The sequence below is a fragment of the Acidipropionibacterium timonense genome, assembly GCF_900605005.1.
In the GTDB taxonomy this organism is placed as follows: Bacteria; Actinomycetota; Actinomycetes; order Propionibacteriales; family Propionibacteriaceae; genus Cutibacterium; species Cutibacterium timonense.
In genome coordinates, this window is sequence record NZ_LR027558.1 from 2,490,005 (window position 1) to 2,512,732 (window position 22,728).

Genomic DNA, 22,728 nt, shown 5'->3' on the forward strand with positions numbered 1-22,728 from the left:
TCCCGCTCAGTGGCGCGCCGACATGAGAGGAGCCATCCCGGCGGCTCGCGTCGGGGCGTCGACGTCACCGCAGTCGGCGAGCCAGTGGGCGAGCATCTGATGGCCGTGCTGGGAGAGCACCGATTCAGGGTGGAACTGCACCGCCTCGACCGGCAGGGTCCGATGCCGCAGCGCCATGATGACCCCCGAGTCGGTCCAGGCCGTCACCTCGAGTTCGTCGGGTACCGTGCGCGGGTCCACGGCCAGGGAGTGGTACCGCGTCGCGGTGAGCGGGTCGGGAAGTCCCTCGAAGACGCCGACGCCGCTGTGGTGGATGGCGGAGACCTTGCCGTGAAGAATTTCGGGAGCGCGCCCCACCGTGGCGCCCCAGGCGACCGCCATGGCCTGTAGGCCCAGACACACCCCGAAGATCGGCACGGTGCCCGGATGGGTGCGCAGGAGGTCGATGCAGACGCCGGCGTCCTCCGGCTTGCCCGGGCCGGGAGACAGGAGGACGCCGTCGAATCCGGTGGGCCAGGAGGAGTCGGTGAAGCGCGGATCATCATTGCGCCAGACCTCGACCGTGGCCCCGATCTGTCCGAGGTAGGACACGAGGTTCCACACGAAGGAGTCGTAGTTGTCGACGACGAGGATCCTGGCTGTCATGGAGTGATCCTCCCATGGTCGACCCGCGCTCGCGGCCGTCCTCGTCGGCGTGGAACGGTCAGCGCGGGACGGGAGTGGCCTTGTCGAGGGTGAGGGTTCCCTTGAACGCGGGCATGGTCATGACGCCCTTGCCCTGCACCGACCAGCCGAGCTGGTAGGCGGTGACGTACTCCTTGTAGATGCGGACCGACTCGGAGCTGTCCAGGGCATGTCGCATCGCGTCGACGTCGCCGATCGCGGCGATCCGGTACGGCGGGGCGTAGGGGACGCCGTGCAGGACGACGGTGTTCCCCACGCACTTCACCGCGGTGGTCGAGGTGACGCGCTGCCCTTGGATCGTCATGGCCTCGGCACCACCGGACCACAGCGTGTTGACGACCATCTGGATGTCCTGCTGGTGGACGACGAGCATGTTGGCGTCGACGCCCTGGGGGTTGACGCTCAGGGGGGCGTCGTCGAGGATGATCTCGAGGGCCGGTCCCTTGACCGCCTGGAGCCCGGCGCCGGGGGCCAGGGCCGATGACGTGGCATCGGTCGACGGATTCGCCTGGGCATGACGCGACAGCTGGTCGATCTGCGCCCGCAGGGCCGCGGCTTCCTTGGAGAGCTTGTCGTTCTGGGCGGCCTGTTTGGCGACGACGTCGGCCAGGTCGGCGTTGCTGTCGGGACGCAGGTCCTGACCGCGCGAGTTCACCGCAGCCGTCGTCATCATGAAGCCGGCCAGGGCGACAACTGCCACCGACGCCACATGGCGCAAGGGATGATGCAGCCGCGGCCGGCGCACCTCCTCGGCCATGGCGTCCTCCCCCGTCGGTCCGCGTCACCGCCGCCGAGGTCGAAGCCCGCGACGACGTCAACTAGGCTAGCCGTTGCCACGTCAGCCGCAACACCGTCAACGAGGAGAGTTCCCGTGCCCGAATCGAAGGTCCGCGCGTCCGCCAGGAAGAAGGCACAGGTCAAGCACCAGCACGAGATCGACACCGAACGCGCCAGGAAGGCGGCCAAGGCCGTCGACCGGTCCTGGGTGCCGTGGGTCTTCGTCCCGGTCGGCGTCCTGGGTGTGCTGTGGCTCGTCGTCTACTACATCGCCGGCTACCAGATTCCCGGGATGAGCGCCCTGGGCGACTGGAACATCCTCATCGGCATGGGGCTCATGGCCGCGGCGTTCATCATCGCGACGATGTGGAAGTGATCACCGCTCCGGCTTGAGCAGCGGGAAGAGGATCGTCTCGCGGATCCCGGCATTCGTGAAGAGCATGATGAGTCGGTCGACGCCGAGCCCGAGACCTCCCATGGGCGGGCAGCCGAACTCGAGGGCCTCGAGGAAGTCCTCGTCGAGCTCCATGGCCTCCGGGTCACCGGCGGCGGCGGCCAGCGACTGCTGGGTGAGCACCTCGCGCTGAACCACCGGATCGACGAGTTCGGAGAACCCGGTGCCCCGCTCCATTCCGCCGATGATGAGGTCCCAGGCCTCGACCATGCGCGGGTCGTCGCGATGCGGTCGTGCCAGCGGTTGGGCGATCGCGGGGTAGTCACAGACGAAGGTCGGCTGGAGCAGCGTCGGCTCGACGATCTCCCCGAAGAGCTCCATGACGAGCTTGCCGGCGCTCCAGCCGTCGTCGTATGCGATGGACTTCTCGTCGGCGATGGCTCGCAGCTCCTCGACCGTCGTGTCGAGGGTGATCTCGCGGCCGAGCTCCTCGGACAGTCGCGGGTACACGTGCACCCACTCCCACTCGCCGTCGAGGTCGATGACGCCCTTGTCGGTCTCGATCTGGTGGGTGCCGACGGCGTCAGCCGCCCTCATGATGATCGCCTTGATGACCTCGGCGATGGTGAACTGGTTGCCCCAGCTCTGGTAGGCCTCGAGCATCGTGAACTCCGCCGAGTGGTTGGAGTCGATGCCCTCGTTGCGGAACACTCGTCCCATCTCGTACACCCGATCGGTCCCACCGACCATGGCGCGCTTGAGGTACAGCTCGAGGGCGATGCGCAGGCTCATGTCGATGTCGAAGGCATTGAGGTGCGTGTTGAAGGGCCGGGCTGCCGCCCCACCGTGGACGAGCTGCAGGGTCGGGGTCTCGATCTCGAGGAATCCCATCTCGTCCAGGCTCGTGCGAATGGCGCGGGTGACGGCGGCGCGGGTGCGCACCATCTGACGCGACTCCTCCCGCACGACGAGATCGGCGTAACGCCGACGCACCCGGGACTCCTCCGACAGGTCCTTGTGCAGGGTCGGCAGCGGACGAAGGGCTTTGGAGGCCATTCGCCACTGCGAGGCCATGACGGACAACTCGCCGCGCCTCGACCGGGCGACATGGCCCCTGACCCACACGAAGTCGCCGAGGTCGACGTCGGACTTCCAGGCAGCGAGGGCGTCGTCACCCACCTGCGCCTTCGACAGCATGACCTGGAGCCGCTCACCGTTGGAGGACTCGGTGAACCCGTCCTGCAGGGTCGCGAAACACAGCTTGCCGGTGTTGCGCACGAAGATGACCCGGCCACCGATGGTGACGACGTCGTCCTCGCGCTCCTCGCCCGGCTCGAGCGTCAACTCGCCGTCGTCGCCGGTGTAGGCGTCGCGCACCTGCTGGAGCGTGTGGTCGCGCAGCAGATCGACGGGGTAGGCCTGACCGCCCTGGTCGATGATCCGGGCACGCTTGTCGAGGCGCACCTGCATCTGCTCGGAGACGTCGGGGGCGGTGTTCTGCTGCTGGTCGGTCACCCGAACAGCCTACCGAGCCGGGACGTGCGAGTTCGACACAGACTCGTCCCGGGGCTTGAGGGATGGCCCCGTGTCCGCATGCTGCGGATCGTCCCTCGGTCCTGCGGATTGGCTGATAGAACTGCTGCTACTTGACTGATAGAACCCCCGCCGTCGCGTGGAGCCGTACATACACTCCCAACGCGGCAGCCATCTTGGACGGGTCAGGGCCGCCACGTCAGGACTCGACGTGCGGCGCCCCGGCGATCCAAGAGTTCATGCGCGAGCTGGAGCCGGGACTGCCTCACGGCGTCTTTCGCATGTTCGACGCGCTCCGGATCTGCACGTCGGACGATCTTCTCCAGCCGGCTGCCAATGGAGTGATCCATGGGATCGAATCGCCTGCTGTCCAGGTCCTGAGACGCGCAGACCAGCGCTTCATGGTCATGGAATTTGAACGAACCACCTGGAACACTCGGCTCCAGCGTGGCCCACGCCGCAGGGATGCCCAGCGCATCGGCGACGATGAGTCCATACAGTGAGGTCGTCAAGATCGCGTCACACGCGGCAATGTCATGAATGACCTGCCGAGGAGGCTTGCGCACATCAATGAGCCTGGCCCCCGAACGCACGTGTCCCAAACTGTCCACTGCAGGATTGGCGCGGTGCCAGATGTGTGCAACGATCCCGACACGTGCCTCCCTCGCCTGCCGGGAACCGACACACTCTGCGGCCAATAGTCCCGGGTCGCCCAGTGGCGTGTCACCGGGAAGATCTCCCGCGTCTCTCGTGAGCGGACCGCGAACGAGAAGCACCCTTGCTCTCTCAAGGTGCAGCCGTCGGTCATCACCAAAGCACATCCCAGAGCCCCAGATCCAGCCATCGAATCCTTGAGGAACGTGATGGATGATGCTCCCCGCGCCGAACAACTCGGAAGCATCCGGGCCCGCCAGAATAGGCGCAATCCCCGAACTCGGTAGAAGCGTCGGCGTGAACAGATCTCCAAAATTGGGCTCACCAGTCCACCAATAGGAGGCAACCGGGGAATAAGATCTCATCACGCCACCGTTAGACAACACGCTCAAGCGTCGCTGAACATCTCTGGGCGCTTGACCCCTGATCTTGGACACGCTGATTCCAGCACGGCGCTGGGGAAGCGAGAATTCAAGGGATGGCAAGGAAGAACTACACGGACGAGTTCCGGCAGCGGGCGGTGGACTTGTACGAGTCCACGCCCGGNTGGGCGCTTGACCCCTGATCTTGGACACGCTGATTCCAGCACGGCGCTGGGGAAGCGAGAATTCAAGGGATGGCAAGGAAGAACTACACGGACGAGTTCCGGCAGCGGGCGGTGGACTTGTACGAGTCCACGCCCGGCGGGACGTTGAAGGGCATCGCAGCGGACCTGGGTATCTCCCGCGGCGCGCTGCGGGAGTGGGTCGAGAAGCATGGCTCGGGCACGACGGCCCACAGCATGTCGCCGCCCACGTCGGGTCGGTCAGAGTCCCAGGCAGCGCGGATCGCGCGGCTCGAGGCCGAGCTGGCCCAGTCGAGGGCGGAGAAGCTGAAGCTCGAGACGGAGCGGGACATCCTCCGTCAGGCGGCGAAGTATTTCGCCGGGGAGACGAACTGGTGAACCGCTTCCAGTTCGTCGCCGACCACAAGGACGCCTACGGCGTGAAGCGGTTGTGCGAGGTCATCGAGATCGCGAGGTCATCGTTCTACGCCTGGCTCGCGGCGGCCCCGGGACGGGCGGCGAGAGCGGCCGAGGACGCGGCCCTCGCCGCGCGGATCCGGGTGCTGCAGGACCCCGCCCAGGGCGGCGACCGCGCCTACGGGGCACCGCGGATCACCGCCGACCTCAACGACGGCGTCACCGCTGCCGAGCGGGTGAACCACAAGCGGGTCGCCCGGGTGATGCGCGCGCATCAGCTCGCGGGGATCCGGCTACGCCGGCGGGTGAAGACCACGATCCCGGACCAGTCCGGACGCCGCTTCCCCGACCTGATCGGGAGGGATTTCTCCATCGGCGAGCCGAACCGCCGGTATGTCGGCGACATCACCTACCTTCCCATCGCCGACGGGTCGAACCTGTATCTCGCGACCTGCATCGACCTCGGCTCCCGGAAGCTCGCGGGTTGGCAGATCGCAGACCACATGCGCACCGAACTCGTCGAGGATGCACTGCGCGCCGCGGCCCGCGACCGCGGGACGCTGGCCGGCGCGATCTTCCACAGCGACCACGGCAGCGTCTACACCTCGAAGGCCTACGCAACCCTCTGCGAGCACCTGGGCGTGACCCAGTCCATGGGTGCGGTGGGCACGAGCGCCGACAACTCCCTTGCGGAGAGCGTCAACGCGACGCTCAAACGCGAACTCCTCGAAGGCGCTTCAGCGTTCCCCGACCAGGCCACCGCCTACCGGGCCGTGTTCGGTTGGGCGAACCGCTACAACACCCGACGGCGCCACTCCGCGATCGGCCACATCAGCCCGAGCACCTACGAAGCCGCCTACGCGGCGACCGCGTCCGCTACCCTCACGGAAGCGGCATAACCGAACCGACACCGTGTCCACGATCGCGGGTCAAGGCCCCTGACTCCATTCCGCACCACCCAATCTGGTCGCCACATGTCAGAGTCCTCCCCAGCGCCCGGAACACATCGTCAATCGGCCGCGAACAATACATCCATCCACCGTGCCACAGGAGAAGCACAGGGTAACCACGTGTGCAGACGCCGAGCCACGAGCATCAACGCCAGCCTTCTGGGACATCACGACATGACCCGCCGCCATGATCAGTGGCACCGTCATGCTTCCTCACGGAGGCGATCACCGACCCACGACGGACGGCCCGACGGCTTGGTGGTCCGAGCCACGAAGGACAGCCCGTCCGTCAGCCACCCCGAACCGCACCGCCCCCAGGTCCGCGACGACGGCGTCCGCCTCCACCTCATCGCGTCGTGTCGTCGTCAACAGCCCCAGCGTCGCGCAGCCGGCTTCACGGCCCGACACCAACCCCGCCACGGAGTCCTCGACGACGAGGCAGTCCGCAGGCTCGACCCCCAGCAGCTCGCACGCCCGGAGCCAGGGCTCGGGATCGGGCTTGCCGTGGTCGACGTCGGTGCGCGTCACCGTCACTGCGGGCACCCGGAACCCGACGACCTCGGCGCGCAGGTCGAAGAGGTCCCGGTCACACGAGGTGACGATGGCGCAGGTGGCGTCGTCCAAGGCCCCCAGCGCCTCCCGTGCACCGGGCAGGGGGACGATGCCGTCGGTGTCGGCCAACTCGAGGGCACGGATCCGCGCCAACGCCTCGGCCTGACGCTCCGGCTCGATGAGGCTGTTGATCTTCTCGATGACCGGCACCCCATGACTCACCGCCAGTTCGGACACCCCGTACTCGGCGGTCCACGTCGCCCAGGAACGCGTCACCGATGGAGTCGAGTCGACAAGGGTTCCGTCGAAGTCGAACAACACCGCCGCGAAGGTCCGTCCACCCAGTCCACCGAGGTCGCCGTCAGCCATGACTCGACCTTATCGGTCGACGACTATGATCCGCCCCGGAGCGACGCCCACGACGAGCGAGCCCGGCGACGAGGGGATCATGACGAACTCGACCATCCAGACCCAGCTGGCCCACCGCACCATCCGCCGGTTCACCGCCGATCCCGTCAGCCCGGAGGACCTGGCCAACCTCGTGGCCGTCGCCCGCCAGACGGCGTCCTCCAGTGGCGCGCAACTCAGCTCGGTCATCCGCGTCACCGACCCCACCCTCAAGACGCAGGTCGCGACGATCTGCCGTCAGCCCTACGTCGCGGAGGCTCCCGAGCTGTGGATCACCTTGGTCGACGCCGCCCGGGGCGCCCGCGTCGTCGCCGCCAAGGGCTACGACGAGACCCGGGTCGCCACGATGGACGTCTTCTTCCAGGCCGCCACCGACGCCGTCCTCCTGGCCCAGAACGTCGCCACGGCAGCCGAGTCCCTCGGTCTGGGGACGTGTTTCCTCGGCTCGATCCTCAACGACCCGGCTGCTCTCATCGAGCTGCTCGGCATGCCGCCGCGGACCTTCCCCGTCCTCGGCCTCATGGTCGGCCATCCGGCTCAGGCACCCCAACTCAAACCACGGATGCCCATGGACCTGCGCCTCTTCGAGAACCACTACGTCGACGCCGGGGACGGCGTCCTCGACGACCTGGCAGAGTACGACGCCCAGCTGACGACCTACTACGACCTGCGTGACGCCAACCGTCGCGTCGACTCGTACACCGAGCAGCTCACCCGACTGCTGCTGCGCGATGATCCCGAGCGCAACGGCCTCCTGCGCGTCGTGAGTGACCAGGGCTTCGACCTGGCCCTGTGACTCTGGCGACACCGTGACTCGCCCGACACCGTGACTCGGGCGGCCTTGCCACTCAGGACACCTTGAGTCCCAATCCCTCGATCCGGGTACGGGCAGCGTCCGCGATCCTGCCGAGGGCCTTCTCAAAGCTCCCCGACCCCAGGAACTTCCCCTTGACCGACGCCCACGCCCCGGCGACGACGGGCCAGGCCGGCGAGGGGCTCGAGTCCTGGGCGATCCTGCCACCCAGATCGGACAGCGTCGACATGACGTCGTCGTCCCCGAAGACGTCCGACCAACTCGACGGCGTCGTCAAGGAGTCGACGGAGGCCGCCGGGACCAACCCACGTGGCGCCAGCAGGCTCGTGTCCTCGCCGATGACGTCGGCGAAGGCCAGCGCCTGGTCCGGGTGCGCACACCCCGTGAGGACGACCCACGACGACCCGGCGTAGGACGCCACCCGCCCCTCACCCGTGCCCTTCCCCTCACCTCCGCTCGGCAGTGCACTGACCGCCCAGCGGTGGCCCGTGGCCCGAACGGCCTCGAGAAGGTCCGGGATCTCCCCGGGAGCCCCGATGTGCCCGACGACCTTGCCGGAGGAGAAGGCCGAGGTCGTCGCGTCGGCGTCCCACCCGTGGGTCGACGGCAGACCACCCGCCTGGACGATCCGTCTCCACCCGGACGCGAAGGCGACCGCCTCGGCGGTGTCGATGCCGATCTGCCAGGTGGTGTCGTCGACCGCGCGGAACCACGGGCACCCGCAGGCGTCGCACAGGGCGGCGTACCAGGCGGCGTCGTCGATCGGCACATCCGTGAGGGCCAGCCCGGCGGTCCTCAGTCTGGTCGCGGCGGCCTCCATCTGCTGCCAGGTCGTCGGCACGTCGACGCCGGCCTTCGTCCACGCGTCGACGTCGTGGAAGAGCACGAGCGGCGACGAGTCCAGGGGGAGGCCGTAGGTCCGCCCGCGATAGGTCACCCGGGACATGGGGCCGCGGGCGTACGAGTCGCGGTACTGCTCCGCGGTCTGGGTGACGTCGTCCAGCACGCCGGCCTGCGCCAGGCCGGTGACGGCGGTGTTGGGAACCTGCGCCAGGCACGGTCCTCGCCCCGACCTGGTGACCCGTCGTAGGTCGGCGAGGTAGGCGGCGGTCGTCGTCGGGGCATCATGAATCGTCACCGTGGCCCCGGGGTGGCTGCGACCGAACTGGTATGCGGCCTGCGTCAGGGGAGGCATGCCCTCACCCCCGCGAAGCCTCTGCCACACGACGAGGCCGTCATCACTGGACGGGGAGGGGTTCGACGAGGTCCTCAGGGATCCGCAGCCGGCGAGCAGCCCGACCGCAGTGAGGGCGAGGAACTGCCTCCGGCTACGCCTGCCCGCCACGACCGCACCTCCGACCACGTCTGCGCCGTCATCGACGGCCCGCCACGGGCCGAACCCTACCGTCGACTCCGAGCCCGATCGGTGAGGTCAGGCTGGAATTGTCGGTGGGGAGCAATAGTGTTGCCGCCGTGACACGCCCCGTCACGCTCGGCCACCTCAGGGAGTCACCGTGCTCGTGAAGCTCGTCAACCGGTACATCGGCCGGTACTGGCCCCAGATCGTCCTCATCCTCCTGCTCCAGGCGGGGGCTCAGCTGGCCTCCCTGTACCTTCCGACGATCAACGCCGACATCATCAACAGAGGCGTCGTCACCCTCGACACGGGCTACGTCAAGTCGCGGTCGGCGCTCATGCTGGCCGTCGCCGCCACCCAGGCCCTGTGCCAGGTCATCGCGGTGTACTTCGCCGCCCGCACGGCCATGGGTTTCGGCCGAGACGTCCGCGACGCCGTCTTCAGCCGTACCCTCGAGTTCTCCAGCCGTGAGGTCAACCACTTCGGCGCCCCGTCCCTCATCACCCGCACGACGAACGACGTCCAGCAGGTGCAGATGCTCGTCTTCATGACCTTGGCCATCCTCATCGGCGCGCCGATCACCATGGTCGTCGGTGTCGTCATGGCCCTGCGCGCCGACGTCGGACTGTCGTGGATCATCGTCGTCGCCGTCGTCGTCCTGGGAATCATCGTCGGCGCGATCGTCGCCACCATGGGGCCGCTCTTCCGCACCATGCAGAAGCGGATCGACGACCTCAACCGCGTCGTCCGGGAACAGATCACCGGCATCCGGGTGGTACGCGCCTTCGTCCGCGAACCCTACGAGTCGCGCCGGTTCGACGTCACCAACAGTGAGCTGCGTGACATCCAGATCAAGGTCGGCCGTCTCATGGCCCTCATGTTCCCCGTCGTCATGCTCGTCATGAACCTCTCCCAGATCGGGGTGTTCTGGTTCGCCGCACCACGCATCGACTCGGGCGAGCTCCAGGTCGGCGCGCTGGCGTCGTTCACCAACTACCTCATGCAGATCCTCATGTCGGTCATGATGGCGACGATGATGATCATCATGTGGCCGCGCGCCGCCGTGTGCGCCGACCGCATCAGCGAGGTCCTGGCGACGACGTCCAGCGTGGAGACGCCGACCGACCCGGTGACCGAGCTGCCCGTGCGCGGGTCCCTCGAGTTCCGCGACGTCGAGTTCACCTATCCCGGCGCCGCCGAGCCCGTCCTGTCGGGGATCACGTTCCGGCTCGAGAAGGGCACGACGACCGCGGTCATCGGCTCCACCGGAGCCGGCAAGTCGACCCTGGTCAACCTCATCCCGCGGCTGTTCGACGCCACCGGCGGGCAGGTCCTCGTCGACGGGGTGGACGTGCGCCGGCTCGCCCCAGAGACCCTCTGGAGCACCATCGGCCTCGTCCCGCAGAAGCCCTACCTCTTCAGCGGGACGGTCGCCAGCAACCTGCGCCAGGGCAGGCCCGACGCCAGCGACGAGGAACTGTGGCAGGCTCTGCGGATCGCCCAGGCCGACGACTTCGTCCGGGCCATGGACGGCGGGCTCGAGGCGTCCATCGCCCAAGGAGGGACGAACGTCTCGGGCGGCCAGCGACAACGACTGTCCATCGCCCGGGCGCTCGTGCGCCGCCCCGACATCTACGTCTTCGACGACTCCTTCTCCGCCCTCGACGTCGCCACCGACGCCCGACTTCGGGCGGCCCTGACGACAAGCGTCACCGACGCCGCGGTGCTCATCGTCGCCCAGCGGGTCTCGACCATCCGTCACGCCGACCAGATCCTCGTCATCGACGACGGCCGGCTCGTGGGCCGGGGCACCCACGAGGAGCTCATGGACGGCTGCCCCACCTACGTCGAGATCGTCAACTCCCAGCTCTCCGCCGAGGAGGCCGCAGCATGAGCCGCTACAAGCCGCGTCACGCCCAGGAGTCCATGTCGAAGGACGAGCAGGCCGCCATCGCCCGCCAGTCCTCGCGTCGCGGCGGCGGCCATGGCCCGGGAGGGGGCCACGTCGCCGAGAAGGCCGTGAACTTCGGGCCGTCGCTCCGTCGCCTGTTGGGCACCCTGAGGCCCTTCCGGTTCGTCCTGGGGATCGTCGTGGTCGTCGCGGCGATCTCGGTGGCCCTCAACGTCGTCGGTCCGAAGATCCTCGGCCGGGCCACCGACGTCATCTTCGGCGGGGTCCTCACCACGCAGATCGGCAACCGCTACCCCAGCGCCAAGGGCATGACGACCGACCAGCTCATCGCCCAGCTCAAGGCCGCCGGTCAAGGTAACTCGAAGATCCTCGACATGCTCGGTCAGTACCCGGGCCTGCGGATCGGCGACGGCATCGACATGCATCGCCTCGGCGTCATCATCTGCATCGCGCTGGCCTGCTACGCCCTGTCGGCGATCCTCATGTTCCTCCAGGGATTCCTCCTCAACACCGCAGTCCAACGCGCCATGTACGACATGCGCCGTCAGGTGTCCGACAAGTTGGAGCGACTGCCCCTGAGCTATTTCGACAAGCAGCCACGCGGCGAACTCATGAGCCGCATGACCAACGACATCGACAACGTCGCCCAGACCCTCACCCAGACCCTGCAACAGCTCCTCAACGCCATCCTCATGGTCATCGGGGTGCTCATCATGATGTTCTGGGTGTCGCCACTGCTGGCGGTCATCAGCATCGTCGTCATCCCGGTGGCCGGGGTGGTCGCCGCCCTCATCGGCAAGCGGGCCCAGGTGCAGTTCGCCCACATGTGGAAGGCCACCGGTCAGCTCAACGCCGAGGTCGAGGAGGCCTACGCCGGGCACGCCCTCGTCACCGTCTTCGGACGCCGTCAGGCCGTGGCCCGCAGTTTCCACGACCGCAACGAGGAGCTGTACCAGGCGTCCTTCAAGGCGCAGTTCGTCTCGGCGACGATCCAGCCCGTGATGTTCCTCATCGGCAACATCAACTACGCCCTCATCGTCCTCATCGGCTGTCTTCGCGTGACCCAGGGCCAGATGCCCCTCGGCGACGTCCAGGCCTTCATCCAGTACTCGCGGATGTTCACCCAGCCCATCACCCAGATCGCGTCGATGGCGAACCTCCTGCAGTCCGGCGTGGCCTCGGCCGAACGGGTCTTCGAGGTCCTCGACGCCGACGAACTCTCGGCGGACGGAACTGACGTCCTGCCGCCGACCCGCGGGCATGTCGAGTTCGAGCACGTGAGGTTCTCGTACTCCCCGGACAAGCCGCTCATCACCGACCTGTCCCTCGTCGCCGAACCCGGTCAGACCGTGGCCATCGTCGGGCCGACCGGGGCCGGCAAGACGACCCTGGTCAACCTCCTCATGAGGTTCTACGAGATCGACGGCGGCCGCATCACCCTCGACGGCATCGACACGCGCACCGTCCCGCGGGCCTCGCTGCGATCCCATGTCGGGATGGTCCTCCAGGACACCTGGCTGTTCTCGGGGACGATCCGCGACAACATCGCGTACGGTCGCCCGGACGCCTCCGAGGAGGACATCATCGGGGCGGCGAAGGCCGCCTACGTCGACCGCTTCGTCCATTCCCTGCCCGAGGGCTACGACACCGTCATCGACGAGGAGGGCTCGAACGTCTCGGTCGGCGAGAAGCAGCTCATCACCATCGCCCGGGCCTTCCTCGCGGCGCCCGACCTGCTCATCCTCGACGAGGCGACGAGCTCGGTCGACACCCGAACCGAGGTGCTCGTGCAGGAAGCCATGAACAACCTGCGGTCGGGGCGGACGAGCTTCGTCATCGCCCACCGGCTCTCGACCATCCGCGACGCCGACCTCATCCTCGTCATGGAGCACGGCGACATCGTCGAACAGGGTTCACACGCCGAACTGCTCGAGCGACACGGCCACTACTACGACCTCTACCAGGCGCAGTTCAATGCGGCCGTGGAGGAGTCGCCGGCCGGGGCGTGAGGCACCCGCTCACCGCCTCGTCCCATCGACAGCTCGAGGGCGTGGGCAGCGTGCCGGGCCACGCTACCGGTGGCCGCCATCGCGATAACCGTAGCAATACGAATTGTCGATGAGTGCGTGAGAGGAATAGACGAGCGACAGTGGGGCGAGCACCTGGGTGAGCAAGCTGTACCAAGGAACGGGATATTCTCTGTCTAACCCGAATGGATCGGTCGCGGGATGCATCGCAAGAAGCGGCTCGAAATAATTCAGCCGCCGCTCCACCGCATCCGAACCATCGTCGGCATCGTCGTGTGCGGTGTCGTCGTCGAAGGCGCTGCCCTCATCGTCAACGCCCTCGTGTGAGTCGCCCCACAGGAAGTAAGGATCATGCACATCACCCGACGTCTCGCGGCGACGGTCGCCGCGCTGAGCCTCCTGGCCGCAGGATGCTCGAGTCAGCCCGCCGCCGAGTCGGCTGAGTCGGCTCCGCCGCCCGCCTCGACGATGCCGGCGGCCTCGACCCCGTCGTCGGCTTCGACGGCCCTTCACGGCTCCGAACCGTTCCCGGGGACTGGTTGTGCTCACGTCGACCACGTCGACACCACGCCGGTCACCGAGGCGCCCAAGACCCGCTGGATGGACTTGCAGGGGATCAAGCTGCCTCTCACCGAGGCCGGCCCCTTCGTGGTCGACGGCTACAAGCAGGAGTGCTTCGCCCCGAGCCTCAAGGGTGCCGTGGCCGCGGCCGCGAACATCGGCCTGCGACAGTTAGTCGGTGACCCCGCCATGACGTGGGCCTACGAGCACAACTCCGAACCTGCCTGGCCCGGCGAGCACACGACCGTCGGCCACGTCGAACTGCGTCGGTTCCGTGTCGCGAAGGTCTCCGCCGACGGCACCCATGTCGTCGTCTACCTCGCCCTCGTCGTGAAGTATGAGGGCGACATCATCGAGGCCGGGGTAGCCCTTCCGGTCGTGTGGACCGGCACCGACTGGAAGACCGACCAGAAGGCTGATCGCGCGAACACCAAGAACAACACCACCGTTGAGCGCGTCACGGCCGACTACCTCCAGTGGAGGGAGGCCACACAATGATTGCCCAGCTTGTGGGAGGACTCCTCATTCCCCTGGAGAGTGACGACAAAGGGGCTCTTCAGGATCCAGGGTGTAGTTGTGACTTGACTGTGTGAGAGTCTGCTGTAGTTGGCCTGTGGGGCCGGGGTGCGTGGGGGGAGGACCCTGCGCGAGGATCGGAGTGTCTTAAGTCCCGTCCTCGTGAATCGCAAGGTCCTCCATGAACCACGCTACCTTCGGCGCCCCCGACCTGACCACATTCGCCCGTCTGGACGAACTCGGTCTGGAGGTCACCGGCCAGCTGATCAGTGACGAGGAGACGGTCCTGGCCTGCCGGGTCGTCGCCCCCGACGACTGGTGCCACTGGTGCGGATGCCAGGGGGTCCCTCGTGACACGGTGATCCGCCGGCTGGCCCATACCCCGATGGGCCACCGGCCCACGATCCTTCAGATCCGGGTGCGCCGGTACCGGTGCACCGGCTGCGGACACGTGTGGCGCCAGAACACCGACCAGGCCGCCCAGGCCAGGGCGAAACTGTCGCGGGGAGGGCTGGCCTGGGCACTGGAGGGCCTGGTGCTCGATCACCTGCCGGTCTCCCGTATCGCCGCTGGTCTGGGGGTGGACTGGACCACCGCCAACGATGCGGTGCTGGCCGAGGGCACCCGCCGGCTCATCGACGACCCGCACCGCTTCGAGGGCGTGGAGGTCATCGGGGTCGACGAGCACGTGTGGCGCCACACCAGCCGTGGTGACAAGTACGTCACCGTGATCATCGACCTGACACCGAGACGCGACGGCACCGGGGCCTCCCGGCTGCTCGACATGGTGGCGGGACGTTCCAAGAAGGTGTTCAAGACCTGGCTGGCCGGCCGCGACCAGGCCTGGCGCGACCGCATCCAGATCGTGGCGATGGACGGGTTCACCGGCTTCAAGACCGCAGCCGCCGAAGAACTCCCGGCCGCGGTCGAGGTCATGGATCCGTTTCACGTCGTGCAGCTCGCCGGCGACCAGCTCGATGTCACCCGCCAACGCGTCCAGCAGGACACCACGGGCCATCGGGGCCGGGCGGGCGACCCCCTGTTCGGGGTCAGGCTGACCCTGCACACGGGCCGGGACCTGCTCACCGACCGGCAGGCCGCCCGCCTGGAACAGGTGTTCGCCGCCGACGCCCACGCCCCGGTCCAGGTCACCTGGGCGGTCTACCAGGAGATCGTGGCCGCCTACCGCGCCGAGAACCGTGCCGAGGGCAGACGCATCATGGCCCACCTCATCGACGCGATCGCCACCAAAGTCCCGAAGGCCCTGCCCGAAGTCACCACTCTGGGCCACACCCTGAAGAAGCGGGCCGACGACATCCTGGCCTACTTCGACCACCCCGGGACCTCGAACGGGCCCAGTGAAGCCATCAACGGCAGACTCGAACACCTCCGCGGCATCGCCCTGGGATTCCGCAACCTCACCCACTACATCACCAGATCACTCCTGGAGACCGGAGGATTCAGACCCCGACTACACCCTGGATCCTGAAGAGCCACTGGACNCATCAACGGCAGACTCGAACACCTCCGCGGCATCGCCCTGGGATTCCGCAACCTCACCCACTACATCACCAGATCACTCCTGGAGACCGGAGGATTCAGACCCCGACTACACCCTGGATCCTGAAGAGCCTGACAACCCCCGACCTCGGCGGCGGACGTGTGTAGGTGGCTGGGTACGTGCGGTGCCATCGATGGTTGGAGCTTCGGGTGTCAGGCGTGACCGATGGGGGTCCAGTGGTAGCGCTGCGACATCATCGGGGATCGTGAAGGTGTCCCCGGTGACGGTGTGGTGGGCGGCCAGGGCGGGTCCGATCATTGCTTCGATGAGGGGTTTGGTCTGATCCCATGGTCCTACCTGGGTGCTGGCGTTGTAGGCCGCCATCTCGATCTCGGGGACGACGAGCCGGTCCGGGACGGTGATGGTGTTGAAGCTGTAGCTGGGTCGAGCGAGGACCCGGCCGAGGGCGTCGGTGACGTCGTGGGGGTCAGGATGAAGCCACGTCGCAATGAGGGCGAGATCGATGAGGTCGCGGCGGCGGGTCGACATGTTCCCCGAGTGCAGGGTGTACATGGCGGTGGTTTTCTCGGCGGTGTGTTCAGCCAAGGGGATGAGGGGGATCCGAGGCCAGTCGTCGAAGCGTGTGAGGTCGAGGCGCGGACGGAGACCGAGGACGTCGGGCGAGAACTCGAAGGCCGGTGTGAGAGCCACATCCAGGCCGATGTTAGGCATCTTGCGCCACTGGCCACGCCTGTCGGTGATGAACGGGGTGATCTTGGCGCGCAGGAGGTGTCTTGTCGGACCCACGGCGCTCCACCCGTCTCGCAGTTGGAACCGGAGACAGTCATCAATGGGTGTCGGCTGGCCGATCAGGGAGCGGATGTGTTCGACGGCGGCGTCCACGCTAGTGGCGAGGATCGTGGCATCAATGTCCTTGGTGAGTCGGGATTGGTGAGGTAGCCGCGCCATCATGGCCTGGCCACCTTTGAGGACGAACTGGTCGTGTGCACACAGCCGTGCTACGAGTCGTTGCATGACCCAGACGTGGACGGCGAACTGGCGCTCTTCTACGTTGTCGAACGTACGGGCGGACGCATCGGCCAGGGCTGCTCGTATGGCGTCACCGTCGCCATACGCGGGTCGGTTCATGCCACTTTCTCCAGGTAGTAGGGCAGGGATTCTTTGACGGCGTCGGGGCCCATGACCTCGCAGACGCGGTCGATGGTCCAGCCGTGTTCTTCGACGAGTTCGAGCATCCATCGGGAGCGGTGTTCACCGTCCATGAGACGCATGTGGCCCAGATCGTAGGTGGTGCGTTCGAGGGTGGTGACCGGTAGTCCGTCGATCCAGCACATGTCGTCGGGGCTCAGGCGATCGACGTGGACGGTGTATCGCTGAACGTGGCGCGAGGTGGGCCGGGTCAGGTGCGACTCCATGGGAAGGTCCCACGCCCCGTGGAACTCGGCAGCGGTGTAGTGAGAGAACACCCCCACCGGAATCGGGTCGTTCAGCTTCTCCTGCGTGAACATGGCTGGCTCCAACGACTCCCAGATGACACGGTGCCACCCGTGCATGGTGTCGAACAGCGCCGGCACGTAATAGACCCCCCTCTGCGCGACGGCCAGAATGGTGTCGTCGGCGAGCATCCTGGGGATGCTGGAGGGGTTGATGCCGTAGCGCAGGAGCTGCTGGCGGGTGACGACTCCGTCCTGGCGGGCAGCCAGGTCGACGGTACGGGCGTAGTCCTTGAGCGCCGTCATGACACCCCCTCTTTTGTCGGATATGGTAATAGTGTAGCCGGTTGGGGGTTGCTGGGTGTCATCTGGCCTTCGCGACTTTTTCAGTGGGCTGGGCGATGATGGAGGTAGTACCTTGATCTAGGAGCAGCCATGGGCCGACGAGTCCTCACGGTCACGGAGATGACCTTCCACCAGGCGCGGGTTCACAACGGTGAGACTCGGGCGCCCTCAGACCTCGACGGCGCGGATCTCCTTGAGGTGTTTCACGACTGGGTCACCGCCATTCCCGAGGAGGATCAGTCGTTCGCCAAGCAGCAGACCTACGTGCGTGTGGAATCTGTCATCCGAGTAGGAGCTCGTGTCGAGTTCCTCGATCTTCGTGTCGGATCGTATGGCGAGCCCGGTGAGGTGCGAGACATCAAGACCGGCACGGTCGTCCACACGATCACCGACGACGAAGCCCCGGTCGGCTCAAACCGCGCGTTGTTGTTCGTTCCTCTGGTTGGCGAACGCGCGTATTTCTTGGCTGAGGAATCTTCGAGGGGGTCCGCGGGTGGTCGAATCATGGCGATGTTCAAGCACCACTTCTCGACGACAATGGACACCGTCACCTTGGTCACGAGCAAGGCCGTCGAGGCAGAGAGCTGGCTGGAATTGGCGAACCTGACAGAGGTGGAGGTGCGCACGACTGGCAAGAGCGTGGACGTGGCCGACGGCCCTGACGTGAAGGTCGGACGTGTTTCGTACCTCGCACGGCCTGAGCGTGGACTGAAGTTCTTCCCGCGTCGGCTCCTTGGGCGACTCACTGATCAGGATGTTCTCAAGCAGATAGTCTCCGTGCAGGACCTCGACCCTTCGCACGAGGTCTATGTGACGATGCAGCAGGGGGGCCGCTCAAGGAAGTTCCTTCTCGGCGATGAGTCTGGCCCCGCCATCCGCGAGTTGCTGTCCGCTGCCGGGGACCCGCCGCTGCCCGACAACGAACTTATCAGCCGCTGCACTGATCGCGTGTCGAGGCTTCTTGAACGGCAGGGCGGCCAGTGGAATCCAATCTGGAGCAATCGGCCGAGGGAGTGATGCAGCATGGGAAAGTCATCGCTGTGGCGAGTCCCCGCTGACCATTTCCGTACGCTTTACGACTCCAGGACCAACAAACCCGACTGTCGAGCGTGGATTGCCCAGACGCTGGTGCCGGTCATGCTCGGCGTCGTATCTGGGGTCAGGGGTGCGACGTTGAAGGATGTCGGCGGGCCGGTCGCCGGTGTCTCAATCGTGGCCGGTCTGCTGTTCTCGATGTCGATCTTCCTCTTCCAGCTCCGCACGACGCTGAGCCAGGACAAGCGGTTAACAGAGACTGATTTCCGTTTGGTCGACGAGTGCATGGCCAACACGTTGTGGGCTATCGTCTGGGGCCTGGCGCTCACGCTCTACCTCGTGGTCATGGGCGCAGGCGAGTGGATGGACCGAGGCGTGCTCCGCACGACATGGACAGGCGTCGCCATCGCCGCAGGTACACACTTCCTAATCGTGATCATGATGTGCCTCAAACGGCTCCGACGGGCGTATGAGCGCATCGCGATGAAACGCCAATAGGTTTCGCGCAAGAATGGAGCCCTTGTTGCAGGCTTCGCGCGGCGCAGCTCTCTCGACGCTCCTGACGATCTCCTGGGCCCGGGCCGGGCTCTGTGTCCCGATGAGGTGTTCATGAACCTGGTCTTGCGGGGCCGCCGCGCTCGTGACGCTGTCCCAACAACGCGACCTTGCGTCGTCAGTATTGATCGAGTGGCCGGCAGCCAAGAGAACCGGGTGTTTGCTGTCGCAACGGACAAGCAGCTCGAGGCGTTCTGCGGGCATTCGATGATCGTCGACCCCCAGGGCACGGTGCTAGCTCGTTCCAGCCTGGACACCCGTTTGTCATCAAAGCCGAAGGGGCTCTTCCCAATCAACGGTGTAGTTGCTGCTTGAAGCCGCCGGTCTCGAGGAGGCTGCGGGCGATGTAGTGGGTGAGGTTGCGGAAGCCCAACGCGATGCCGCGTAGGTGCTCGAGTCGTCCGTTGATGGCCTCGGTTGGGCCGTTGGACGTGCTGGGACGGTCGAAGTAGGCCAGCACGTCCGCGGCGCGCTTGTTCAGCGTCCGGCCCAGTCGAGCGACCTCGGCAAGACCGGCCGGAACACCACGGGCCACGGAGGCGATCAGCGCGCTCATGGTGGCCTTCCCGGCAGTGCGGTCGGGGTCGCGGTAGGCGGCGATCATGCGCTGGTAGACGCTCCAGGTGACCTCGACCGCGACATGACGCTCATCGGCGAACAAGTCAGCCAGCCGGACCTTCTGGCGGTCGGTGAGCAGGTCGGCGCCGGTGTGCAGAGTGCGTCGGGCCCTGTACAGCGGGTCACCGGCGCGGCCCCGTCGGCCGAAGATGTCCTGCTGAGCGCGTTGTCGGCATTCGTCCAAGGCGTCGGCGGCCAGGTGGATCACGTGGAAGGGATCCATCACGGCCGTGACGTGCGGGATCTCCTCGACCACGGCCGTCTTGAACCCGGTGAACCCATCCATCGCGACGACCTCGACCTGTTCCCGCCACGCCTCGTCGCGGCTGGCGAGCCACGTCTTGAAGGCGGCCTTGGAACGCCCTTCAATCATGTCCAACAGCCGCGCAGAACCGGTCCCATCCCGCACACCGGTGAGGTCGATGATGACGGTCACGTACTTGTCCCCGCGGCGAGTGTGACGCCAGACGTGTTCGTCCACGCCGAGCACCTTGACGCCATCGAAACGGGTGTTATCGCTGATCAGGCGCCTGCGTCCTTCGTCCAGGACGGCGGTGTTGGCGGTGCCCCACGCCACCCCGAGCGCTTGCGCTACGCGACTCATCGACAGGTGTGCCACCACGAGTCCTTCGAGCGCCCAGGCCAGAGCTGTCTTGGTGAGCTTGCACCGTGGCGCTGCCGCGGCGTTGATGTCTTGGCGCCACACGTGCCCGCAGCCAGTGCAGCGGTAGCGACGCAGCCGGACCTGCAGAATCGTCGGGCGCCATCCCAGCGGAGCATGGGCCAGTTCCCGCACCGCGCAGTCGCGCACGCGCCCTTCGCAACCGCACCGTCGGCACCAGCGGTCATCGGCGACGACGCGGCAGGCCAGCACTGCCTTGTGCGGAAACAAACACTGACCGACTGCTTGTAGGCCCAGGTCATCCAGGCCGGTGACGGTGGTCAGGTCGGGGTCGCTGAAGGTAGCATCGAACACGTCGAGGTCTTTCGGATGGCTGTGTGAGAACTTCCATCCTCGGAAGACCTCGACGCCTATCCCGGCAGCGACACACCCACCCCGGCCCGCTCAGGTGAACACGGCACCTACACCCTCGTCTGGGAAGAGCCGGCAACGGTCACGGTGGCGGACAGCACGGGTCCCTGTCCGCCATCAGGGGCGAATGACCGGCGCATTCAGAATGCTGGCGACGGGGAGTTGCCTTGTCACATCGACAGCTCGATGATCCGCAAGATCTCGTCGTGGGTGAGGACGATGGGGTTCCCCTTCATCGACGACGCCCCCGCTGCAGCGTCAGCCAGGTCGTCGACCGCATCGGACCGTAGGCCGAGTGCATCCAGACCCGGCACCTCGAGGACGGCGGTGAGCGCACTCACCCATTCGACGCCGTCCATGGCCGTCGCGCCGCCGTCCCCCGTGAGGACCCGCCCGATCTCGTCATACCTCGCCAGCGCGGGATTGTCGGGGTCTCGTCGACGCATCGACTCGACATTGACCCGCATCGACGCGGCCAGCACCGCGGCGCAAATCGTGCCATGGGCGGCACCGAGCAGACCACCGAGGGGAGCCGCCAACCCATGAGCGGCTCCGAGCTTCGCATTGACCAGGCTCATACCGCCCAGCAGCGAGCACAGGCTCATGTCGGTGCGCGCCTCGAGGTCTGACCCGTCGGTCCAGGCACGCCGCAGCCCCGACGCCGCCCGCCGCATCCCCTCGGTCGACAGCTGGTCGGTGAGGGGGTTGGCCCGGTGCGAGACGTAGGGCTCGATGTTCTGGGTGAGGGCGTCGAACCCGGACGACGCCGTCACCGATCTCGGGCACCCGACGGTGAGCTCCGGATCGACGAGAGCGATCGCCGGCATCATCGCCGGGGAGCGCAAGGAGGCCTTGTAGTGGTGCTCGGGAGAGATGATCGGCGCGTTCGCCGTGACCTCGGCCCCCGCTCCCGACGTCGTCGGGCAGGCGATGACGGGCACCGACCGGGGCGCCAGCGGCACGCCTCTTCCGACGACCTCGAGGTGGTCGAGCACCGTGTGCTCGGGCGCGGTGCGGTCGGGCACCGTGTCATCAGGGCCGTCGTTGCCGAGCATGATGCCGATCGCCTTGGCCGTGTCGATGGCCGCTCCCCCACCCAGGGCGACGACGACGTCGGGTCGCAGTTGCCGCGCCTTCTCCAACGCCTCCTCGACCTGCGGAACCGTGGGTTCGCCGGGGGCGATGACGTGGAGGCGCTCGGCCCCCAGGGCCTCGATGACCGGCAGGTCTGCTCCGTGCCGGCCGGTGACGACGACGATCCGGGGTCCGAAGCCAGCAGCCAGGTCCGGCAGCTGGGCGACGGTCCCCGGGCCGAAGACGACGCGACCGGCGGTGGTGAAGGTGAACTCCATGACGACTCCTCGGGCTCGAACTCGCCCGCCCATTGTCCCGCCACCGAGCCGGCCACGTCAGGTGGGGCAGACGGCGGGGCGTCGCCCGTTCATTCCCGACCCACCGGGCACGTGCTCAGGCCCGACCCACCGGACAGGCGCTCAGGCCTGGCGCAGCGGGGCCAGGGCGTTGGTCCACGCGATGACGGCGTCGAGGGTCGCCCGGAGCCCGGTGACGAGGTAGTCGTGCGGCGTGAAGGTCGTCATGTTCTCGAAGTCGGTGGCGAAGTTGATCGCGACGGTCGGGGCGACGTCAGCCAGCTTGAGGTTGGCGACGACGACTCGCAGGTGCTCGACGCAGCGCACCCCACCGTTGGCACCGTACGACACGAAGCCGACGGCCTTGTTGTTCCACTCGGCATGCAGGTAGTCGAGGGCGTTCTTGAGGGCCGCCGGGATGCTGTGGTTGTACTCAGGGGTGACGATGACGAAGCCGTCGAAGCCGGAGACAACCTCCGCCCACCGCTTGGTGTGCTCATTGCGGTACTGGCCCATCGCCGGGGGCAGCGACTCGTCGAACAGCGGCAGGTTCTGCTCGGCCAGGTCGACGATCTCGAAGGTCGCGTCGGTGCGGGTCCGGGCGTTCTCCAACACCCACCGGGCGACCTGGTCGCCGACGCGACCGGGCCGAGTGGAGGCGAGGATGATGCCGATGCGAGGGGTGGTGGTCATGGTCGATCCTTCATATGACTGTTC

22 protein-coding genes are annotated in these 22,728 nt (G+C 66.9%); 10 read left to right on the forward strand and 12 right to left on the reverse strand.

The annotated features are described in order from the left end of the window. Positions 1–6: 6 nt before the first annotated feature. A complete protein-coding gene (locus E0E30_RS11740) occupies positions 7–645 on the reverse strand; it encodes an aminodeoxychorismate/anthranilate synthase component II (protein WP_130866431.1) in 639 nt (212 codons plus the stop codon). A gap of 58 nt (positions 646–703) precedes the next feature. Next, on the reverse strand, positions 704–1,441 hold the full coding sequence (locus E0E30_RS11745; protein ID WP_130866432.1) for a DUF881 domain-containing protein: 738 nt from the start codon (positions 1,439–1,441) through the stop codon (positions 704–706). 114 nt (positions 1,442–1,555) lie between these two features. On the opposite strand from E0E30_RS11745, the gene E0E30_RS11750 reads away from it, so the two are divergent. Beyond that, a complete protein-coding gene (locus tag E0E30_RS11750; RefSeq protein ID WP_130866433.1) occupies positions 1,556–1,837 on the forward strand; it encodes a cell division protein CrgA in 282 nt (93 codons plus the stop codon). On the opposite strand, the gene lysS is transcribed toward E0E30_RS11750, so the two are convergent. Beyond that, positions 1,838–3,325, reverse strand: coding sequence for a lysine--tRNA ligase (gene lysS / locus E0E30_RS11755; protein WP_130866887.1), 1,488 nt, complete (start codon positions 3,323–3,325; stop codon positions 1,838–1,840). Positions 3,326–3,573: 248 nt separating this feature from the next. Next, positions 3,574–3,954, reverse strand: a complete 381-nt coding sequence (locus tag E0E30_RS11760) for a hypothetical protein (RefSeq protein ID WP_130866434.1) — start codon at positions 3,952–3,954, stop codon at positions 3,574–3,576. Between the two features lie 704 nt (positions 3,955–4,658). Here E0E30_RS11760 and E0E30_RS11765 point away from each other — a divergent pair. Beyond that, positions 4,659–5,902, forward strand: a protein-coding gene (locus tag E0E30_RS11765) for an IS3 family transposase (RefSeq protein WP_411913989.1) whose coding sequence is annotated in 2 segments (ribosomal slippage) — positions 4,659–4,971 and positions 4,971–5,902 — 1,245 coding nt in all. Because the reading frame shifts where the segments join, the coding sequence is not laid out codon by codon here. Positions 5,903–6,178: 276 nt separating this feature from the next. On the opposite strand, the gene E0E30_RS11770 is transcribed toward E0E30_RS11765, so the two are convergent. Next, positions 6,179–6,874, reverse strand: coding sequence for an HAD-IA family hydrolase (locus tag E0E30_RS11770; RefSeq protein WP_130866435.1), 696 nt, complete (start codon positions 6,872–6,874; stop codon positions 6,179–6,181). Positions 6,875–6,953: 79 nt separating this feature from the next. On the opposite strand from E0E30_RS11770, the gene E0E30_RS11775 reads away from it, so the two are divergent. Next, the gene (locus tag E0E30_RS11775) at positions 6,954–7,709 is read left to right on the forward strand and encodes an NADPH-dependent oxidoreductase (RefSeq protein WP_167853947.1); all 756 of its coding nucleotides are present in this window, start codon (positions 6,954–6,956) and stop codon (positions 7,707–7,709) included. Between the two features lie 52 nt (positions 7,710–7,761). Here the strand turns inward: E0E30_RS11775 and E0E30_RS11780 are convergent, their stop codons facing one another. Continuing rightward, positions 7,762–9,072 (reverse strand): ABC transporter substrate-binding protein, encoded by a 1,311-nt coding sequence (locus E0E30_RS11780; protein ID WP_130866437.1) that lies wholly within the window; start codon positions 9,070–9,072, stop codon positions 7,762–7,764. A gap of 169 nt (positions 9,073–9,241) precedes the next feature. Between E0E30_RS11780 and E0E30_RS11785 the strand changes: the two genes are divergently transcribed. Then, the gene (locus E0E30_RS11785) at positions 9,242–10,978 is read left to right on the forward strand and encodes an ABC transporter ATP-binding protein (RefSeq protein ID WP_130866438.1); all 1,737 of its coding nucleotides are present in this window, start codon (positions 9,242–9,244) and stop codon (positions 10,976–10,978) included. A gap of 32 nt (positions 10,979–11,010) precedes the next feature. After that, positions 11,011–13,005: an ABC transporter ATP-binding protein gene (locus E0E30_RS11790; RefSeq protein ID WP_130866888.1), complete on the forward strand. Its 1,995-nt coding sequence runs from the start codon at positions 11,011–11,013 to the stop codon at positions 13,003–13,005. A 63-nt stretch (positions 13,006–13,068) separates the two neighbouring features. Here E0E30_RS11790 and E0E30_RS11795 read toward each other — a convergent pair whose 3' ends face one another. Continuing rightward, positions 13,069–13,380: a hypothetical protein gene (locus E0E30_RS11795; protein ID WP_130866439.1), complete on the reverse strand. Its 312-nt coding sequence runs from the start codon at positions 13,378–13,380 to the stop codon at positions 13,069–13,071. Here E0E30_RS11795 and E0E30_RS11800 point away from each other — a divergent pair. Together E0E30_RS11800 and E0E30_RS11805 are read left to right on the forward strand one after the other, a co-directional pair. Beyond that, positions 13,375–14,082, forward strand: a complete 708-nt coding sequence (locus E0E30_RS11800) for a hypothetical protein (RefSeq protein WP_130866440.1) — start codon at positions 13,375–13,377, stop codon at positions 14,080–14,082. The two genes, E0E30_RS11795 and E0E30_RS11800, sit on opposite strands and share 6 nt — an antisense overlap. A 199-nt stretch (positions 14,083–14,281) precedes the next feature. Next, positions 14,282–15,589: an ISL3 family transposase gene (locus tag E0E30_RS11805; RefSeq protein WP_130866441.1), complete on the forward strand. Its 1,308-nt coding sequence runs from the start codon at positions 14,282–14,284 to the stop codon at positions 15,587–15,589. Positions 15,590–15,709: 120 nt separating this feature from the next. On the opposite strand, the gene E0E30_RS11810 is transcribed toward E0E30_RS11805, so the two are convergent. Together E0E30_RS11810 and E0E30_RS11815 are read right to left on the reverse strand one after the other, a co-directional pair. After that, positions 15,710–16,750 (reverse strand): nucleotidyl transferase AbiEii/AbiGii toxin family protein, encoded by a 1,041-nt coding sequence (locus tag E0E30_RS11810; RefSeq protein ID WP_167853875.1) that lies wholly within the window; start codon positions 16,748–16,750, stop codon positions 15,710–15,712. Further along, on the reverse strand, positions 16,747–17,361 hold the full coding sequence (locus E0E30_RS11815) for a type IV toxin-antitoxin system AbiEi family antitoxin domain-containing protein (protein ID WP_130865001.1): 615 nt from the start codon (positions 17,359–17,361) through the stop codon (positions 16,747–16,749). Before E0E30_RS11815 ends, E0E30_RS11810 begins: the two co-directional genes overlap by 4 nt. 129 nt (positions 17,362–17,490) lie before the next feature. On the opposite strand from E0E30_RS11815, the gene E0E30_RS11820 reads away from it, so the two are divergent. The 3 genes from E0E30_RS11820 (at position 17,491) to E0E30_RS11830 (ending at position 19,305) form a co-directional block, all read left to right on the forward strand. Continuing rightward, on the forward strand, positions 17,491–18,417 hold the full coding sequence (locus E0E30_RS11820) for a hypothetical protein (RefSeq protein WP_130865000.1): 927 nt from the start codon (positions 17,491–17,493) through the stop codon (positions 18,415–18,417). 6 nt (positions 18,418–18,423) lie between these two features. Further along, complete coding sequence (locus E0E30_RS11825) at positions 18,424–18,933, forward strand: hypothetical protein (protein WP_130864999.1); 510 nt, start codon at positions 18,424–18,426, stop codon at positions 18,931–18,933. A 111-nt stretch (positions 18,934–19,044) separates the two neighbouring features. Continuing rightward, positions 19,045–19,305: a nitrilase-related carbon-nitrogen hydrolase gene (locus tag E0E30_RS11830; protein WP_130864998.1), complete on the forward strand. Its 261-nt coding sequence runs from the start codon at positions 19,045–19,047 to the stop codon at positions 19,303–19,305. Here the strand turns inward: E0E30_RS11830 and E0E30_RS11835 are convergent. The 3 genes from E0E30_RS11835 to E0E30_RS11845 form a co-directional block, all read right to left on the reverse strand. Further along, positions 19,283–20,584: an ISL3 family transposase gene (locus E0E30_RS11835; protein ID WP_130864997.1), complete on the reverse strand. Its 1,302-nt coding sequence runs from the start codon at positions 20,582–20,584 to the stop codon at positions 19,283–19,285. The two genes, E0E30_RS11830 and E0E30_RS11835, sit on opposite strands and share 23 nt — an antisense overlap. A 227-nt stretch (positions 20,585–20,811) precedes the next feature. Further along, positions 20,812–21,993: an iron-containing alcohol dehydrogenase gene (locus E0E30_RS11840; protein WP_130866442.1), complete on the reverse strand. Its 1,182-nt coding sequence runs from the start codon at positions 21,991–21,993 to the stop codon at positions 20,812–20,814. Positions 21,994–22,134: 141 nt separating this feature from the next. Continuing rightward, on the reverse strand, positions 22,135–22,704 hold the full coding sequence (locus tag E0E30_RS11845) for an NADPH-dependent FMN reductase (RefSeq protein ID WP_130866443.1): 570 nt from the start codon (positions 22,702–22,704) through the stop codon (positions 22,135–22,137). Positions 22,705–22,728 lie beyond the last annotated feature (24 nt).

Bases quoted from the DNA above. Each gene is read 5' to 3' on its own strand.
- E0E30_RS11770 (WP_130866435.1), bottom strand. From the start codon at position 6,874: ATGGCTGACGGCGACCTCGGTGGACTGGGTGGACGGACCTTCGCGGCG.
- E0E30_RS11775 (WP_167853947.1), top strand. From the start codon at position 6,954: ATGACGAACTCGACCATCCAGACCCAGCTGGCCCACCGCACCATCCGC.
- E0E30_RS11830 (WP_130864998.1), top strand. From the start codon at position 19,045: ATGAACCTGGTCTTGCGGGGCCGCCGCGCTCGTGACGCTGTCCCAACA.
- E0E30_RS11815 (WP_130865001.1), bottom strand. From the start codon at position 17,361: ATGACGGCGCTCAAGGACTACGCCCGTACCGTCGACCTGGCTGCCCGC.
- E0E30_RS11820 (WP_130865000.1), top strand. From the start codon at position 17,491: ATGGGCCGACGAGTCCTCACGGTCACGGAGATGACCTTCCACCAGGCG.
- lysS (WP_130866887.1), bottom strand. From the start codon at position 3,325: ATGCAGGTGCGCCTCGACAAGCGTGCCCGGATCATCGACCAGGGCGGT.
- E0E30_RS11840 (WP_130866442.1), bottom strand. From the start codon at position 21,993: ATGGAGTTCACCTTCACCACCGCCGGTCGCGTCGTCTTCGGCCCGGGG.
- E0E30_RS11745 (WP_130866432.1), bottom strand. From the start codon at position 1,441: ATGGCCGAGGAGGTGCGCCGGCCGCGGCTGCATCATCCCTTGCGCCAT.
- E0E30_RS11740 (WP_130866431.1), bottom strand. From the start codon at position 645: ATGACAGCCAGGATCCTCGTCGTCGACAACTACGACTCCTTCGTGTGG.
- E0E30_RS11800 (WP_130866440.1), top strand. From the start codon at position 13,375: ATGCACATCACCCGACGTCTCGCGGCGACGGTCGCCGCGCTGAGCCTC.
- E0E30_RS11825 (WP_130864999.1), top strand. From the start codon at position 18,424: ATGGGAAAGTCATCGCTGTGGCGAGTCCCCGCTGACCATTTCCGTACG.
- E0E30_RS11810 (WP_167853875.1), bottom strand. From the start codon at position 16,750: ATGAACCGACCCGCGTATGGCGACGGTGACGCCATACGAGCAGCCCTG.
- E0E30_RS11845 (WP_130866443.1), bottom strand. From the start codon at position 22,704: ATGACCACCACCCCTCGCATCGGCATCATCCTCGCCTCCACTCGGCCC.
- E0E30_RS11790 (WP_130866888.1), top strand. From the start codon at position 11,011: ATGTCGAAGGACGAGCAGGCCGCCATCGCCCGCCAGTCCTCGCGTCGC.
- E0E30_RS11805 (WP_130866441.1), top strand. From the start codon at position 14,282: ATGAACCACGCTACCTTCGGCGCCCCCGACCTGACCACATTCGCCCGT.